General features: G+C 33.1%; 16 protein-coding genes. 3 read left to right on the top strand and 13 right to left on the bottom strand.

Features of this window, described 5'->3' with window-relative positions; translation table 4 throughout:
- Window positions 1–159: 159 nt before the first annotated feature.
- From LD125_RS04040 to LD125_RS03335, 6 genes are all read right to left on the bottom strand, one after another.
- Entirely contained in the window at window positions 160–1,710 is a 1,551-nt protein-coding gene (locus tag LD125_RS04040) for a lipoprotein (protein ID WP_250137198.1), read from the bottom strand.
- A 164-nt stretch (window positions 1,711–1,874) separates the two neighbouring features.
- Complete coding sequence (locus LD125_RS03355; RefSeq protein ID WP_250137199.1) at window positions 1,875–2,321, bottom strand: hypothetical protein; 447 nt, start codon at window positions 2,319–2,321, stop codon at window positions 1,875–1,877.
- Between the two features lie 64 nt (window positions 2,322–2,385).
- Complete coding sequence (gene metG, locus LD125_RS03350; RefSeq protein ID WP_250137200.1) at window positions 2,386–3,927, bottom strand: methionine--tRNA ligase; 1,542 nt, start codon at window positions 3,925–3,927, stop codon at window positions 2,386–2,388.
- Complete coding sequence (gene pth / locus LD125_RS03345) at window positions 3,920–4,510, bottom strand: aminoacyl-tRNA hydrolase (RefSeq protein WP_250137201.1); 591 nt, start codon at window positions 4,508–4,510, stop codon at window positions 3,920–3,922. Before pth ends, metG begins: the two co-directional genes overlap by 8 nt.
- Window positions 4,510–5,550: a ribose-phosphate diphosphokinase gene (locus LD125_RS03340; protein WP_250136649.1), complete on the bottom strand. Its 1,041-nt coding sequence runs from the start codon at window positions 5,548–5,550 to the stop codon at window positions 4,510–4,512. The genes pth and LD125_RS03340 overlap by 1 nt, the downstream gene beginning before the upstream one ends.
- 91 nt (window positions 5,551–5,641) lie before the next feature.
- On the bottom strand, window positions 5,642–6,298 hold the full coding sequence (locus LD125_RS03335; RefSeq protein ID WP_250137202.1) for a hypothetical protein: 657 nt from the start codon (window positions 6,296–6,298) through the stop codon (window positions 5,642–5,644).
- A 130-nt stretch (window positions 6,299–6,428) separates the two neighbouring features.
- On the opposite strand from LD125_RS03335, the gene LD125_RS03330 reads away from it, so the two are divergent.
- Window positions 6,429–7,112, top strand: a complete 684-nt coding sequence (locus LD125_RS03330; RefSeq protein ID WP_250136647.1) for a DUF373 family protein — start codon at window positions 6,429–6,431, stop codon at window positions 7,110–7,112.
- A 9-nt stretch (window positions 7,113–7,121) separates the two neighbouring features.
- On the opposite strand, the gene LD125_RS03325 is transcribed toward LD125_RS03330, so the two are convergent.
- Entirely contained in the window at window positions 7,122–9,167 is a 2,046-nt protein-coding gene (locus LD125_RS03325; protein WP_250137203.1) for an MATE family efflux transporter, read from the bottom strand.
- A gap of 343 nt (window positions 9,168–9,510) precedes the next feature.
- Here LD125_RS03325 and LD125_RS04035 point away from each other — a divergent pair, with 343 nt between their 5' ends.
- Both LD125_RS04035 and LD125_RS03315 read left to right on the top strand, forming a co-directional pair.
- Complete coding sequence (locus LD125_RS04035; RefSeq protein WP_250137204.1) at window positions 9,511–11,046, top strand: ABC-F family ATP-binding cassette domain-containing protein; 1,536 nt, start codon at window positions 9,511–9,513, stop codon at window positions 11,044–11,046.
- A gap of 56 nt (window positions 11,047–11,102) precedes the next feature.
- On the top strand, window positions 11,103–11,516 hold the full coding sequence (locus LD125_RS03315; protein ID WP_250136644.1) for a MarR family winged helix-turn-helix transcriptional regulator: 414 nt from the start codon (window positions 11,103–11,105) through the stop codon (window positions 11,514–11,516).
- Between the two features lie 33 nt (window positions 11,517–11,549).
- Here LD125_RS03315 and LD125_RS03310 read toward each other — a convergent pair whose 3' ends face one another.
- The 6 genes from LD125_RS03310 to rpmH form a co-directional block, all read right to left on the bottom strand.
- Entirely contained in the window at window positions 11,550–12,344 is a 795-nt protein-coding gene (locus LD125_RS03310) for a TatD family hydrolase (RefSeq protein WP_250136643.1), read from the bottom strand.
- A gap of 77 nt (window positions 12,345–12,421) precedes the next feature.
- Entirely contained in the window at window positions 12,422–13,231 is an 810-nt protein-coding gene (locus LD125_RS03305) for a TatD family hydrolase (RefSeq protein WP_250136642.1), read from the bottom strand.
- 6 nt (window positions 13,232–13,237) lie between these two features.
- Complete coding sequence (mnmE, locus tag LD125_RS03300) at window positions 13,238–14,596, bottom strand: tRNA uridine-5-carboxymethylaminomethyl(34) synthesis GTPase MnmE (protein WP_250136641.1); 1,359 nt, start codon at window positions 14,594–14,596, stop codon at window positions 13,238–13,240.
- 132 nt (window positions 14,597–14,728) lie between these two features.
- A complete protein-coding gene (gene yidC, locus LD125_RS03295; RefSeq protein ID WP_250136640.1) occupies window positions 14,729–15,940 on the bottom strand; it encodes a membrane protein insertase YidC in 1,212 nt (403 codons plus the stop codon).
- A gap of 21 nt (window positions 15,941–15,961) precedes the next feature.
- Window positions 15,962–16,306: a ribonuclease P protein component gene (gene rnpA / locus LD125_RS03290; RefSeq protein WP_250136639.1), complete on the bottom strand. Its 345-nt coding sequence runs from the start codon at window positions 16,304–16,306 to the stop codon at window positions 15,962–15,964.
- A gap of 33 nt (window positions 16,307–16,339) precedes the next feature.
- Entirely contained in the window at window positions 16,340–16,474 is a 135-nt protein-coding gene (gene rpmH / locus LD125_RS03285; RefSeq protein ID WP_250136638.1) for a 50S ribosomal protein L34, read from the bottom strand.
- Window positions 16,475–16,617 lie beyond the last annotated feature (143 nt).

The raw sequence follows: 16,617 nt of genomic DNA, 5'->3' as shown, positions 1-16,617 counted from the left end.
TTTGATATTTCCTTTTCTTTTAATCAGATTAATCGAAGAGTTATATCTTTGACATATAACTTGTAAAAGCTTTAATTCTTTGACCATTAAAACTAAGTTGATTTTATCATTACTGGTAAGAAAACCATGACAAATTAACTGGAAAATTTAGCAGAAAAGTTAGGCTTCAAGAATACTAAAGACCCACTGGCTATTGACCTGCACAAGGTTAAATCCTAATGATTTAAAAAAGGTTTGCGCAGTTCCTTCATTGGCGTTCATTGCATTTTGATAAGGATAACTAGTACCATCAATAGTGCGGTTAAGCGTGGTTCCTCCCGTAGCAACAATTACTTTTTCAGTTTGTCAGTTACCAGTGTTCGGGTTTTTATAAGTTCTGGTAATGGTCCTATTGGTGGTATCAGTAGTATCAATCACTCACCCATTACTATTGGTAGCCTGGGTTAGTTCAGTATTAGCAGTGGCTAATTGATTAGTCAAATCATTAACTTGGATTTGCAAAACATTATTACTAGAACTTGTGGTTCCGATTTGCGTGTTTTGGCTCGTGATGGTGTCATTAAGCGTGGTAGTTATATCGCTTTGACTAGCGTTCCCATCCTTTAGCGAAGTGATACTAGTGGTAAGGTTATTGTTAGTAGTAGTTAAACTATTGATTTGATCAGTTTGGGTAATAATATCTTGATTCAAAGCATTAATTAAATCACCTTGATTCTTATTAATCGTGGTTAAAGAAGTGATTGTAGCATTCAAGTTTTGATTTGTGGTAGTTAAACTACTGATTGTGCCAGTATTACTGTTAATTGTTTCTTTAGCTACACTCAGTTGGTTTTGTAAAGCAGTCGCTTGCTCGTCACTGCTTAAAGCAAGGGTCTTAAAAGAAGGGTTGCCAGTCGTGGTCGCTGTGGTTTGTCATTGGGTCGATCCGTTTACCAATGATGCTTTAAACCCTAATTGAGCAAAGTAATTTAAAGTGGTAGTCGTATTCGCAGTTCACGTTCCAAAAGGATCGAATTCAATTCCGTTAATATAACGATCAAGCCCATAAGAAGTACCTGTTTTTAACATTCATTTTTCCACATTTCATTGACCAGTGGCGGCATTCTTGAAGTTTCTGATTAAAGATTTATTAGTTGTATCAGTGGTGCTAATCTTTCAACTGGTTCCAGCACGAACTGAAATTAAACTAGTATTTGCTGTGCTTAACTGTTGGGTTAACGTACTAATTTTTGTCGATAATGATCCTTGAGTGACAAATAAAGTTCTTAATTGCAGTTGGTTGGCAATTAAAGTGGCAAGCAAGGTGTCAATGTTGTCTTGGTTAGTAACGTTGCTGTTAATTAAATCTACTAATTGATTGTTTAAATCCGTGTTGGTGGCAATTAAGGTATTAAGTTGAGTTTGATTCGTACTCATCGTTGTGCTTAAAGTATTAATTTGGGTTTGGTTGGCAGTGGTTGTATCAACCAATCCTTGTAATTGGGTTTTCAAATTCGCATTAGTTGTGGTTAAGGTACTAATTTGAGTTGCTTGGTTACCAATTGTTTTTCCAGTTGTGGTTAGTTGATTAATCAAAGAAGTAATTAATTCTTGATTCTCATCCCCATCATCAGGTTGATTTGAACTACTTTTAGAAGAGCAAGCAACAACACTAACCGCACTAATACTAGTTAAACTAATTACACCTAAAATCGTTAATAATTTCTTCATTAATTCATCGTTTCTTTTTTAATAATTCTAAATATTTAAGTTTTTCATGCTTTTTATTCTAACACTTTATTTTTTATCATTCTCATTTTGAGAACGATAAAAAATAAAAACCAGTATTATAGCTGTGTGCTCAACTGGTTTTTTACAATTACATTTCGCTTCTTCTAATTATGAACAGAAGTTGATGTTTCTCTTTGTTGCTTCTTAGCAATTTTATGTTGACGACGCTTAGAAATAATCCCGTGAGATTCACGAATCAAACTATAACCAAGTAAATTCAAAGAACCCAAAACTAAATTAGCAGTTTTTAAACTTACGCCGTCTTGATTCTTACGTTCTTTTAGCATCACTACCAACACATAAACTGAATAGGCAAATAAAACTAAGAGTAAAATTCCCACAACCAGCATTGCTGCATAACTACCTTGGACCTTTAAGTCGCGAGCATTACCAGCTTGAACATCATTTCAAATCCCAGGATGAGCTAGGGCAACACAACCAAGCACAAATAGGGGAAAACCAAGAATCAGTTCACAAAAACTATAAACAATCTGCAAAAAAATCGCCGAACGTTGTTGGATTGTCGCATCACTTGTTTGATTTTTATTCATGAAAACTTCCTTCTAACTAATTTTGATTATAAACTCTAAAATCAAAAAACAGGATAAATTCAACCTAAACAACTGGTTTAATTCGTTCAAATAAAACCTTTTTTTCACCAAGTTTCTTAAACTTTAAGTTCTGATAAGTCTTTAATTCTCCATAACTAAGCACTTCTGGTTCACTAACTCCACATTGATTAACCATTAATGGATAACTAAAAACTAAAACTGGTTTTAATAAATAACTAATCGTAGTCATTGCTTTTTGCAAATCCATTAAAACCACTTTTAACTGGTCGAGTTTTTCTTCTTTTGCTAACACTCAGGGCATTTGTTCTTCAATGTACTTATTACAAAAACTTGAAAAATCAAGCACCTTACGCACCGCACCACTAAGATCATATTCATCCATTAACTGTTGAAAATCATCAATTACTTGATTAATCTTTTGGTTCATCAAAGGTGAAGTAATTGTTAAATCATCACCTAAATAACCATCAAAATATTTACTAATCATGTTATTAACTCGCGAAATCAAATTTCCAACATTATTGGCTAAATGCGCATTAAAAGATTCAATAAACATACTTTCACTAAAGTTACCATCCTTGTTAATTGGTAATTCATAAGCTAAATAAAAGCGAAGTCCATCAGCACCATACTGGTTAATATAAGCGATTGGATCAATAACATTTCCCAATGACTTTGACATTTTCTCACCATCATTAACAATTCACCCGTGACTTAAAAGTTTATCAGGCATTCTTAAATCTAGCATTTTAAGAATTGTTGGTCAATAAATCGCGTGAAAACGCGTGATTTCTTTACCTACCAGTTGAACAATTTCACTTTGATTACTTCAAAATTTTTCAAATAATTGACCATCATCTTGGAGATAACCCAACGCAGTTAAATAATTGGTCAAAGCATCTAATCATACATAGACAACGTGCTTTGGATCTTCGCTAATCGGAATTCCTCAAGCAAACGATACTCGGGTAATTGAAAGGTCTTTAAGACCAGGATCAACAAAGTTCTTTAACATTTCGTTTTGACGATAAACAGGGAGAATAAATTCTCCACTTAATAATTCACTAATAAAATCTTGAAAAGAAGAAACCTTTAAAAAATAGGTTTCTTCTTTTACTAATTGAGGAGCGTCGTGTGACACTTTGCACAACCCGTTTTCATCAATTTGGTCAGGATTTAGAAACTCTTCACAAGAAACGCAATACAACCCTTCATAAAATCCAGGATAAATATAACCTTTGTCCAATAGTTTGGTAAAGATTTTTTTTACTGTTGTGGTATGTTCGTGATCAGTGGTACGAATAAATTTAGAATAACCAATTCCTAGCTTGGTTCATAAAGTTTTAAATAGTTCAACTTTTTCATCCAAATAAGCTAAAGGAGCTAAACCCATCTCCAGGGCTTTTTTTTCAATTTTTTGTCCGTGTTCATCACTACCAGTTAAAAAGAAGGTTTCATAACCTTGACTTTGTTTATACCTGTTAAGAATATCTGCTAAAGTTGTGGTGTAAGCATGTCCAAGATGAAGGTTTCCACTTGGATAGTAAATTGGGGTAGTGACATAGAAATACTTCGCTTTATCCATTATTTTCTCCCTTAGTAACTAAGTAATTATACTTACTCATGATTTTATCAAAGCCTTCGCCTTTAGTTCAATCTTCTAAAAACATCACAACTTGATTAACTGTTGATTTTAATGTCGCAAGTTCATCCTTGCTAAACTTTGAAAGAACCCAATCAACCAAACTATAGTGTGCTTGAGGTTGACCAATACCAATTCTTAAACGTTTGAAACCTTGACTATTTAGAGATTGAACAATACTTTTAATCCCGTTATGACCCCCACTTGAACCTTGCTCTTTAAATTGAGCACGACCAAGAGGAAAGTCTTTTTCATCATATAAAACGATTAAATCAGTGAGTGGAACTTTGTAATAATTCATCAACGCTTGAATCGCTTGTCCTGAATTATTCATAAAAGTTAAGGGTTTAAGGAAATAAACCTTTTCACCATTAACTTGACTGAAATAAACTTCCCCATTAAATTCATTTTTAGTTTTTTCTCATCCGTACTTTTCTAAAAGGACATCAACAGCAAGAAAACCCGCATTATGACGGGTATTGGCATATTCTGAGCCAGGATTGCCTAAACCAACAACAACTTTCATTAGTGAACTTTAATGTACTTTTCTACTTTTTGATGAATTTTTTCCTTAGCTTGATCATAAACATGAGATAACGATTCATCATTAACACTTGCTTGAATCATCGGAGCAATTAAACTCGCTACTGACACAATCTCTAAACCTTCAAAGTGTTTAGTTTCAGGAATTTCAATCGTGTTAGTTACCACCACTTTTTTAATCACCTCATCCTTAATTGCTGTTGATAAACGTTCAATTGCTGGACCATTGAATAAACCGTGACAAGCAAAAATATAAATCTCCTTGGCTCCATGAGCTTTTAAAGCGTTAGCCGCATTAACAATAGTTCCTGCTGTATCAATTAAATCATCAATGATAAAGCAAGTTTTTCCCTCAATATCTCCCAAAACAAATTCCACTTCTGCTTTGTTTGGTTCTGGACGACGCTTAGCAATTACCGCTACACCTTCAGTTAAACCATGAGTATATTCATCAACCTTATGAACTCTGGTTAACCCTCCGTGATCTGGAGAAACTAATAAACAATTTTGATAATCCAATTTATCACTAATAATCGTATTAATAATTTGTTCAGCCAAAGTTTGTGAAGTTTCAAAGTTATCAAAAGGAATATCAAAAAATCCCATTGTTTGTGCTGAGTGAATGTCAACTGTAATTACCCGGTTAGCTCCAGCCACAGTTAGCAAATCAGCTACCAGTTTTGCGGTGATGGGTTGACGAGAACCAGCCTTACGATCTTGACGAGCATACCCAAAGTAAGGCATAACCACATTAATCTTTGCTGCACTAGCACGCTTAAAAGCATCTAAAGCAATTAATAACTCCATCAAGTTTTCATTAACAGGTTGATTGGTTGATTGGACAACATAGATTTCTTTTCCTCGAACCGATTCTAAGGATTGCACCAATACTTCCCCATCAGCAAACCGAATTGTTTGTACTTTTTTTTGTTCAATACCTAGTTGCTCACAAATCTGGTTAGTAAGTGCTTGACTAGCACTCAACCCAAAGATATTAATATCACGTTTATTATTCTGACCCATGCTTTCGACCTTTTCTTTGTTAGTTAATTTTATTTTAGCAAAAACCGCTTCAAAGTCCTGATTAATCTTTTATCAAATAATTGTTGCATTTCTATACATCGCAATAAGAATTTTGGCGGCGTTTAAACCAAGTAAACTTTTTACGTTTTGGTAGTTTTTGACTTTCTAATTGCAACTCCTGATTTAACTGCTTGAAATCAATTTGGTGTTGTGGATTAGAATCAACTTCAAATTCATGGCTAGTTCTTAATCGTTTAATTGTTTCTTTAAAGTGAATTGTACTGGTTGGATCAGCAGTTTCTAACTTTCAAATACGATACTTTCACCCCGATAGGTAAAGATCAACATAAATTCGTGAATCTAAAAAAGCATCTTGTCATAAACGGATACCTTTGATTTTGTCATAAGAATAAACCTTGATTTGGTTATTGATGATATTGTCTGTGGCTGAAGAACGTTGATAAATCTGTTGATCAGTAACAATTACTACATACAACCGCTGAACTAGAGAATAAGCACTGTTGGTAGCAAATAAAGCTGAAATGACCTTTTCTTCACGAGGAATCAAGTTTCTAGTTAACTTTCAAAACTGACGAGCAGTTAAGGGTGAAAGCGTATCGTTGCGTCAGTTTTGGTCAAATAACTGGTCGCGAACCTCATTCATGGTTAAGAAAGCAGTTTTTGTTAATCGGTGTTGCTTTTTTTTGATTTTGCTTAGTTTTGGTGATTGAACTTGCTTTTTTACCATTATTTCCTACCCTTTGTTACTGAAATTATATCAAAAAGATTGTTTTTTTCTTTTTTGGTCCTATAATGACTAAATATGCAATTAATCAAATCGGTTTATTTAGAACCTGATGTGTTAGAGGAAAGCATTTATGGATAGCAATAGTAAAAAAACTAAAAAGATCGTGACCACTGCTGATTATATTAGTATCAGTTTTGGGATTTGTGGGATTTTATTTGGAATTCTTAGTCTTTGTGCAATAGCAAGTTTTTGAAGCGAAAAAGAAACACTGCGAAACAAAGATGCCTTCATTTTTACCCTAACCACTTTGGTTGTAGACAGTATTTCTGTAGTTGCTGCCTTGATATCTTTCTTTTATGGTTATAAAATTTATAAAACTTTAAATAAAAAAGAAACCGATTTGGTTAAAGCTAAATTGGTAAGCCATGAACAAAATTCTTTTATTTTCGATATAGTCTCTTTTTTAATCGGAATTGTTGGGATGTGTTTTGGATTAACTAGTCTTTTAACAATCACTCCCTGACCAAATGACAAGATTTCAAAGATTGTTACAGGAGTAGGAATTGTTATGGATGCTTTAAGTTCAGTGATGATTATCTTTGCTTTAAGTGAATACCACAAGTATAACAACACCAGAGAAATCGCTATTCATTTGCGCGAACGAGATTCGTGATACCAACTAAGCACTCAAATTAGTATTCACAAGCTAAGAGTAACTCCTAAACATACTCATGGCTTACCATCAAAAAAAGAATCACTAAATATTGCTCATAGTAAAAATAATCAAGTTAGTAAAAACCGCGTCGAAATTTAAACGCGGTTTTTATTTTCGAAAATGAGTTTTTTCCAAATTATCAACAATTTCTTCATAACTAATTTGGGCTTGCTTTTGTTGTTTTTGATCAACTCCATACTTTACTAAAAACTTGTTATAGCTTGCAAGAGTCATTTTGTCATCACCCTTATTCTTCAACTGGTGCGTTGCTTTTTGTTGGTAATAAAACCCAATTAACATCGGAATCAAGATAAATGATGAAATCAAATCAGTTAAACCAATAAAGAAAAAGTATCACAGCGGATTATTTACTCCCTTAGCAGTGAAAAACCCAATTAAAGTTAAGGGAACAAAGATAACCAGCGAACGCAGCGAAGAAGCAATTGTTGCAGCGATCGTTCGTCCCTTTCCTTGAAATAAACCCAAATCAATATAACTAAAACATGCTAAAGGGTAAAACATAAAGAAAAGAATTAAATACCAGTAAAATTCATTCCCATATTTAGCATAAGTAGAAGGAAAGGCAAAAAGTTCTAACATGTAAGGACCAATTGCAAAAACTAACATTAAAATAAAAGCAAATCACCCCAACATCAGTCAACTTGAACGTTTCAAAATTTCTAAAATTCGGTCGTTTTTTCCTGCCCCATCATTATAAGCAATCATTGTTCGGACCCCTTGATTTAATCCTACGACTGCTGAAAGAATAAACTCATTTCACGGAGTAATTGAAGAAATTAATTGTTGAAGAATTGATACCCCCCCGTTAGCTTCAATTGAAGGTCCAGATCTTGATGCTGGTAACCGGATTACCAATGATGTGGTTAAATAGCCATTCACCACAAAAGAAAAGTAATTAATAAAGTTAGGAAATCCAGCCTTCAAAGCATAAGTTAAATTCTTCAAGCGAAGATTAAACAAATCGTGAAAACTAAAGTTAGAATAAGTCACTTTACTAAAAAACATCACAATTAAACAATAGATAAACTGGTATAAAAAAGAAAAGATTGTTCCTAATTGAGCAGCAGTCAATTCTAAATCAGTATATTTCATCAATAAGATTGAGGTAAGAAATTTCACTCCCAAACTTGTGATTGTCATAATCATGATATGAATCATTTTTCCTTCACTACGCAACATGTTCATACTCATAAACGCTAAAAAGATGGCACTAATTCCATAAATTAGGGGTTGAACATCTTTTCAAGCTAACTCTTCAACAATTAAATTTTGGTTATGACCCATTTGAGAAGCAATTAAAATTTGTCCTCATGGACGATAAGATAAAGCAAATAAAACTACTCCGATAATAATTGAACCCAAAAAAGAATAAGTTAACCCATTCCCAGCAATTTCTTTAAGCTTTTCTTTATTTCTTTTCCCAAATTCAGTAGAATAGTGCATTCCTGCTCCAATGGCTAAAATCTGAGTAAAAGAAAGCACAATGTTATATGATTGCACCGTATATTGGGTGGAGACATTAATGTACTCTTTCATCTTTGCACTCGTGATAGAAATGTTGTTATCCTTAAGAAAGTTTAAAAGGCTAAGTGGACCGTTGGTAGGATCGGCAAAATCGATGCCATTTTCAATCTTAAAGTAATTAAAAACTGTTTCTGCTTGTTGATTGTTTAATTGAAAGTATTGTTTTAAGGTAGCAATAAATAATCCATGATCATTAGCAATCCCCGTGGTATTATTCAAACTTTGCAAAAGAATCGAATGACTATCATCTCCAACCATATATTGTAAATAAAGCGGGTTTTTAATCGCGTTGGGAGTGACAAAAATTAAGGAAAGTGATTTATCTAAAATGTTATAAAGTCCTTGGACAACCATCAAAACAATTGTTGGCAAACAAAAAAACCAGATAGCTTTTCACGTACTTGCATAGCGCAGCATTGCTTCACGTTTAGTCATCATCGGAATAAAAAGTTTATCTTCATCCCACCCACCATTCAAACGAACTAACTCTTTTTGTTGTTCAGTAGTTAAAGAAACCTTTTGTTTTGAAGAAGATGTTTTTGTTCCATATAACCACTTAAAAAAGGGTTGATCGTATCAATTACTCTTGATCTTTTTTGATTTATGCATACTTTTTTTATTCTAACCCAGAATTAATCTTTCCAAAAATTATTACCAAATTAATTCTTTAATTTAGGAAAATACCATAATTTAATCAAAATTCAAATAAATAACCTTTAAAAAAGTTGTTTTTGTAACTTGTTTGTTTAGTTAATAATCAAAAAATAATATAATTCATAGGAGTTAAAGTTTCGAAATGAATGTTAACAAAAATGAGTTAAATTAACACTGTAATCAATAAAAACTGTCTTTTTTTAAATCGTTGTCGAATAGAAAGTATTTCGGAAATAAACTATAATTAAAATGTATTGTGTAAGTTTGTGCTAAACAATATAGCAAAGGGAATTGGGTTATGAGTATATTATTTATTGAAAATTTGACACACGCCAATGGAAATAAATTACTTTATAAAAACAGTTCTCTTCGTATCAACAAAGGGGAACATGTTGCCCTACTAGGACCGAACGGTGCTGGAAAAACTACTTTATTAAATATCATTAGTGAAAAAATCACTTTCGATCAAGGTAATGTCGAATTACACCCACGAGCAAAAATGGGATATTTAGATCAACACCAAGATATCGATTTGAAATTAAAAGTTGATGATTATTTAAAAGACGCCTATCGTAATTTATACGATATTAACGATCAGATTCACGAAATCTATGAAAAAATGGCTGTTGAGTATCAAGAAGCGGATTTGATTAAAGCGCTGGCATTACAAGAACAACTAAATGTGCAGGGGTTTGATCAAATTGATAAACAAGTTGGAAACTTAGTTAATGGTTTAGGAATTGAACTTCCTAACCTAAATAAAACTCTTGGTGAACTATCAGGAGGTCAACGAGGAAAGGTCTTATTAGCAAAGTTATTACTAGCTAACGATGACTTTATCTTACTTGACGAACCAACCAACTTTTTAGACGTTGAGCAAGTGGAATGACTAGCAAAGTTTTTACAAAATTATGAAAATAGTTTTCTTTTAGTTTCCCATGACAACGACTTTATTAACCAAACAGTCAACGTTATTTACGCAATCGAAAATAGAGAAATAAACCGCTATGTGGGAAATTACAACAAATATCTGGAATTATCACAGTTAAGAAAATACCAGTATGATCAAGCAGTTAAAAGTCAACAACAACAGATTAACAAACTGCAAGAATATGTGGCAAAAAACAAAGCTCGAGCTTCAACTGCTGCAAGCGCTCAATCAAGACAAAAACAATTAGATAAAATGAATGTGTTAGAAGAACGCAGAGATTTAGTCAAACCAAAGATGAATTTTCGTTACAGAAGACCAAGTGCAAGTGTAGTCGCTAAGATTAATAACCTAGAAATAGGTTATGATTTTTCATTACTACAACGACCCTTAAATTTTGAATTGAGGGAAGGGGAAAAGGCAATTGTGAAGGGTTATAACGGAATTGGTAAAACTACATTCTTAAAAACATTAGCAGGAGAATTAAACCCCTTTAAAGGGCAAGTCGAACTCGGGAACGGGGTGAGTGTGGCCTTTTTCCACCAAATTGAACAATTTGGCGAAGAAACCCCAGTTCAACTTTTAAAACGTGAATATCCAATGATGACTGATAGTGAGATTAGACAAACTATCGGAAGATTTGGAATTAAGTCGAACTTGATGAACCATCCGATGAATTTACTTTCGGGAGGAGAACAAACCAAGGTGAGACTTTCGGCGCTGAGTTTACAACCATGTAACCTATTAATTCTCGATGAACCAACTAATCATATTGATGTCTTAGCCAAAGAGGCTCTTTTAGAAGCGATCCAAGCTTTTGAAGGCACTGTTCTTCTAACAACTCACGACATCAATTTTGAAACAAATTGGGCAGATAAGGTCTTGAACTTCGAAGATTTAGTTTAAATCACGAATTGTCAAACCTTAACTAAGGAAAATTAGAAATAGGAGAGAAAATTTTTATGGACGATAGAAATTTTTCTGTTGTTACTAACTTTGCTTTAGATTCTTTCAACCTTGTAAAAAAAATCCAAAAAGAAATCAACAAAAAATACAACATTCACGCTGATAACTTATTCTACGTGTTAACTGTTTATTCTAACGAAGGTTTAAACCAAGAAAAAATTGGGGAAATCTTATGAGTAAATAAATCTAAAGTAGCAAGAACGCTAAACACTTTAGAAGATGAAGGGTTTGTAGAACGTCGTCAAGATCGTTCTAACCGTCGTCAAAATAACATTTACACTACTCCTAAGGGAAAAAGAGTGTTCAATGACACCATGGATTTATACAAGAAAATGTTAGCATCAGTTGATGCTGATGAATTTAAAAGCAAGTTAAACGGTTTTGTGCAAGCAAGCTTAAGTAATAACTAATGCAAGAAAAACTAGGATTATTCCTAGTTTTTTTTATTTAATTCTAAAAATTCGCTCACCATTTTTCCTGGTAGCAGAAATAATATCATCACTATCTAATTTTTTTAGTTTAGCAATTTTTTTCACAATAATTGGGGCAAGCCGTGGGTAGTTAACCTTACCTTCAAAAGGAATGGGAGAATTGTACGGAGCGTCGGTTTCGATTAACAATTGGTTCAAACTCATCTTCTGAACAATTGTTGCTAAGACTTCATTTTCAGGATAAGTAATCATTCCTGAAAATGACAAGTAATAACCACGATTTAAGAACTCTTCAGCAAACTGTTCATTGCCTTCTCAAGAATGAATCACAGCATTCTTTACTTTGTACTGGTCAAGGATTTCTAAACTATCTTGATAAGCTTGAATTTGGTCCTTAACATCCTTAACATGGAGGACGACTGGAAGATCACGATCTAAAGCAATTTTAATTTGAGCAATAAAAATTGCTTTTTGTTCTTCTTTAAATTTGTTAGTACGACTATAATCTAGTCCAATTTCTCCAATTGCAACCACATTATTTCCGCTAGTCATCTCTGTAATAGCATCCAATGCTTGAGAAGTAAAATACTGGGCTTCATTAGGATGAATTCCAATAATTGCATAAACATTAGGATAAACACTGGCATAACGCAAAGCAATTTTTGATGACTTCACATCATAACCAACAACATTTAACATACTTACACCCGCTTGTTGAGCACTCTTAATTAAATCCCCAGCAGTGGTATCCATTTGTAGGTAAACTTCATCATTTAAGTGAGTATGAGTATCATAAATTCCAGCCATTTTATTTCCTCCGCTAATGTCTTAATTTTATAACAATTAGGTTAAAGAAAAACAGTTTTATTTGTGTTTATCTTAATTTACTGATTCAAGAAAAAGTGAAAGGCGTTCTGAGTAGTTTTTTCGATCACTAATTGAGGACTAACTCCTTTCAATTCAGCAATCTTGTTCACTGTTAAACCAAGATACTTACTAAAATTCATTTGTCCACGAAAAGGATCAGGGGTCAAATAAGGAGCATCGGTTTCAAGTAACATTCGTTCTAAAGGGATAATTTTTACCGCATCTTGTAATTGCTTGGCATTTTTAAAAGTGACTGCTCCCCCAATCTCTAAATAACAACCATGATCAAGAAATTTTTGCGCATAACTTTTATTAGCAGAAAAACAATGAACAACCTTCTTCTCTACTTGATAATCTTTTAAAATCATCAACGCATCATCATAAGCTTGAAAATGATTAACCTGATCACGAAGGTGCATCATTAACGGAAGTTTGGTCTCTTGAGCAATTTTGATTTGTGCTTTAAATCACTTTTGTTGAAGTTCAATCTCTTTGTTTGAATAAAAATAATCTAAACCAACTTCACCAATGCCAACTACTTTTTTATTAACTGTTAATTCCTTTAATACTGCTAAATCATCAAAAGAGTGTTGACCAACCTCATTAGGATGCACTCCAATAATGGCAAAAGCGTTAGTAAAAGGTTCAACTTGACGAATTGCTAGTTGGGATGAGGCAAGACTAAAACCAACATTATTAAAGTAGCCAACTCCTGCATCCATAGCCTCACTAATAATGGTATTTAAAGCAATTTTTTCTTCTTGATACCAAGAGTCATTAAAATGAGTGTGAGCATCATAAATTTTTGAATTATCAAGTTTTAACATTAAAACCTACTTTCCTAAACAATACTTACGAAAAATGTTGTCAATAATTTCTTCATCATATTCTTGACCAATCAATTCACCCAAGCTATTTCATCCATCCATCAAATCAACATTAACAATGTCGATTGGATAATCGTGATTTAAATTAGTTAAAGCGTTTTTACAACTAAGAGCAACTTTTTCTAACAAAGCAATTTGGTTCAAATTAATTAATAACAAATCGTCATTTTTCAAGATTTCATCGTTATTATATAAAACTTTAATCGCTTTAATCAAATCATCAATATCATTGTCTACAGCATTAGTCAAAATTACTTCCTCATTGAAATAAGTTTGTACTTGAGTAATTTCATTCACAGTCAAAGACTTAGCTTTATTTAAGATAATTAAATGGGGTTTATTTTTAACTTGATTAAATAAAACTTTATTTTCTTGGTTATTGAAGTTATCAAAGTTAACCACATACAAAATCAATTGTGCTGTAGTTAAATACTCTTTAGCTTTATTAATTCCCAAACTTTCAACCACATCAGTGGTTTGACGAATTCCTGCTGTATCAATTAAATTAATTGTAACTCCTTCTAAATTAATCTTACCTTCAACAATATCACGAGTAGTACCAGGAATATCAGTAACAATTGCTTTATTTTCATTAATTAAAGCATTTAATAAAGAAGATTTTCCGACGTTAGTTTGACCAATGATCGCAGTTTTAATCCCTTCAATTGCTTTCATTGCTAACTTTGAACGGTGAATAATTGCTTGTAACTGTTCAAGAATTGAAGTTAAAGTTAACTTTAATTCTTCGGGAGTAGAACCTTCGATATCATCATAATCAGGATAATCAATTGAAACTTGAATTCGAGAAATTAAATCCATTAAACTTGCTTTAAAACTAAGAATCGCTTGATTATTTTTCCCACTCATATTATCAACACCAATTTTTAAAGCTAAATCATTGGTTGCATGAATTAAATCATTAATTCCTTCTGCTTGAATTAAATCAATCTTATTATTTAAGAAGGCACGTTGGGAAAATTCTCCTTTTAAAGCCATTCTAGCTCCTTTTTGAATTAACAAGTTAATAATTCTTTGGGTGTTCAAAATTCCGCCATGACAGGCAATTTCTATCACTTCTTCGCCAGTGAACGAAGCAGGAGCATTATAGAAAGTGATAACAACTTCATCAACTAATTGTTCTTGATCATACAATCTCCGGAAATAAAAACCACGAGAATCAGGAATTGATTGCTGAGTTAATTGGTTAATTAAATTTAAAGCTTCACTACCACTAAGACGAATTAAAGCAATCGCTTGGGTTGTTAAAGTAGTAGCAGGAGCTATGATGGTATCGTTAACTTTCATGTTCTTATCCTCTTAATGTATCTATTTTAACTAAAAACGTTGAATTTAAAAAAGAAACTTGAGAAAAAATATTTTGTCATATTAATCTTTTAATAAAGAAAAAAATGTCCCATCAGGACATTTTTGGCTAAATTATTTACTTGCAATTTTAGCTTTTTGTTTTCTTTCTTGACGTAAACGACGTTCACGTTCTTGAGAACCTTTTTGACGTTTATGTTGGTTATACCAGTGGAATCCCAAGGTTTGACAAATTTGAAAACTTGAAGACATAATCCAGTAAATTGCCACCCCTGAGGCGATTGAAGCAACTACGAAGATGAAGACCACAATCATCACAAGTTGGATAATTAAGTTTCTTCTTCGCGCTTTTTTCTGCGCTTCAGAAAGGGCAGTTCCTTTTTGACGACGATATTGTAAGAAGGTTGGTAGTAACATTGACACGATCTGTAGTGGTAAATAAACCGCTAACAGCGCAAGATAAATTGGTTGACCATGAGTCACTTGGTGTCATGGTTGTTCAATCAGAGAAATCGCACCAATATTGGCAATTTTTAAAACCCTAGTTGAACGAATTACTGCATAAATCGCAAACAAGAACGGTAGGGGTGCTAATCCCATCCCTACAGAACTTAAAGGAGAAATTCCTTCTTTCTTGTATAAAGCTTGCGTTTCCATAGTCATTTTTTGCCGAGAAACTTGATCTTTTTTTCCTTTATATTTGGCTTGGATTTCTGCTTGCTTAATCTGCATATCTTGCATTTTGTCTTGATTCTTTTGTGCTTTTCAAGAAAAGAGTAGAGTGATTAAACGAATAATTAAAACCGTGAAAAACATCGCAAAGAATACTGAAACTCCAAAAATTCTTTGTGAATGAGCGTCCAAACCTGGCTCTAAAGTACCAGAAAATCCTTTTACCAACCCTACAAGAATGAAGGCAATTGGATAAACAAAGAAACCATAGAAAGGCGATTTAGTAACAGTGAAAGCTTGGCCTCAACTTGTAATTGAATTATAACCATATTCACCAAAATCACTAATGTCTCCGTGAGGCATGTGAATCCGGCCACCGCTTTCACCCAAAGAACGAATGATAATCTCAAAAGCAGTTCCAGGAGCAAAAATCTTTGCTCCTGTCATATCAGTAACCTGACTAACCATGTAATCAGATTGGTACATCTGCGCACATCCTCAAACCATCGAAATCAAAACAAACAAGAAACCAATAATCTTAGTTCATTTTCAAATTTGTCGACGTACTCGTTTTGACTTTGGCTCATTACTTTGTTTAGGATTAAAGTAATCAAGGACACGACTATTTGTGCCCCCCTTGTTTTGTTTGTACAAAGGTTTTCCCTCCTTGCTAACTTATTTAACTTCTAATGCAATCCGACTAAATAATTTTTCTAACTCCTGAAGGTTCTTTTGATAATTCTGACTTTGATAACGCTTACGCACCATAATAATTACTTCAATATTCAAGGCTGCGTAGTTTTTTAATAAAGTTTGAATCATCATGCGAACTTGGCGTTTAATTTTATTTCGGCATACTGCATTACCTAGTTTCTTTCCCACACTAATTCCGTAATGTAATCCCTTATTATCGTTTGGTGCTTCATAGTATAAAACAAACGTAGGATTAAGTTTGGTTTGGTTGTGGTTAATAATGATTTGAAACTGGTGGTTTTTCTTAATAATTCTTTGGTTTTTCATTAAACGGTAAAAAAACTTAATTTAGTGAATAAATTAAGCACTCAATTCTGCTCTTCCCTTGGCACGACGAGCATTGATAACTCTTCTTCCGCTTTTAGTAGCCATTCTAGCTCTAAAACCGTGCGTGTGGGCAGTTTTAATCTTACTTGGTTGTCAAGTTCTTTTCATTGTTAACATAGCCTCCTTAAAAAGACAATTTCCAAAAGATTATAACGTATTCTTGACGTATTTTACAGTAAAATAAAAAGATTTTATTTAGTTTTCCACCATACTTGATTATTATTAGGTTATGGGGATAATTTTCCACCGAT

Source organism: Mesoplasma sp. JKS002658, from assembly GCF_023566355.1.
Classification (GTDB): domain Bacteria; phylum Bacillota_I; class Bacilli_A; order Mycoplasmatales; family Mycoplasmataceae; genus Edwardiiplasma; species Edwardiiplasma whartonense.
This window is presented reverse-complemented; position numbering and strand designations above follow the sequence as displayed.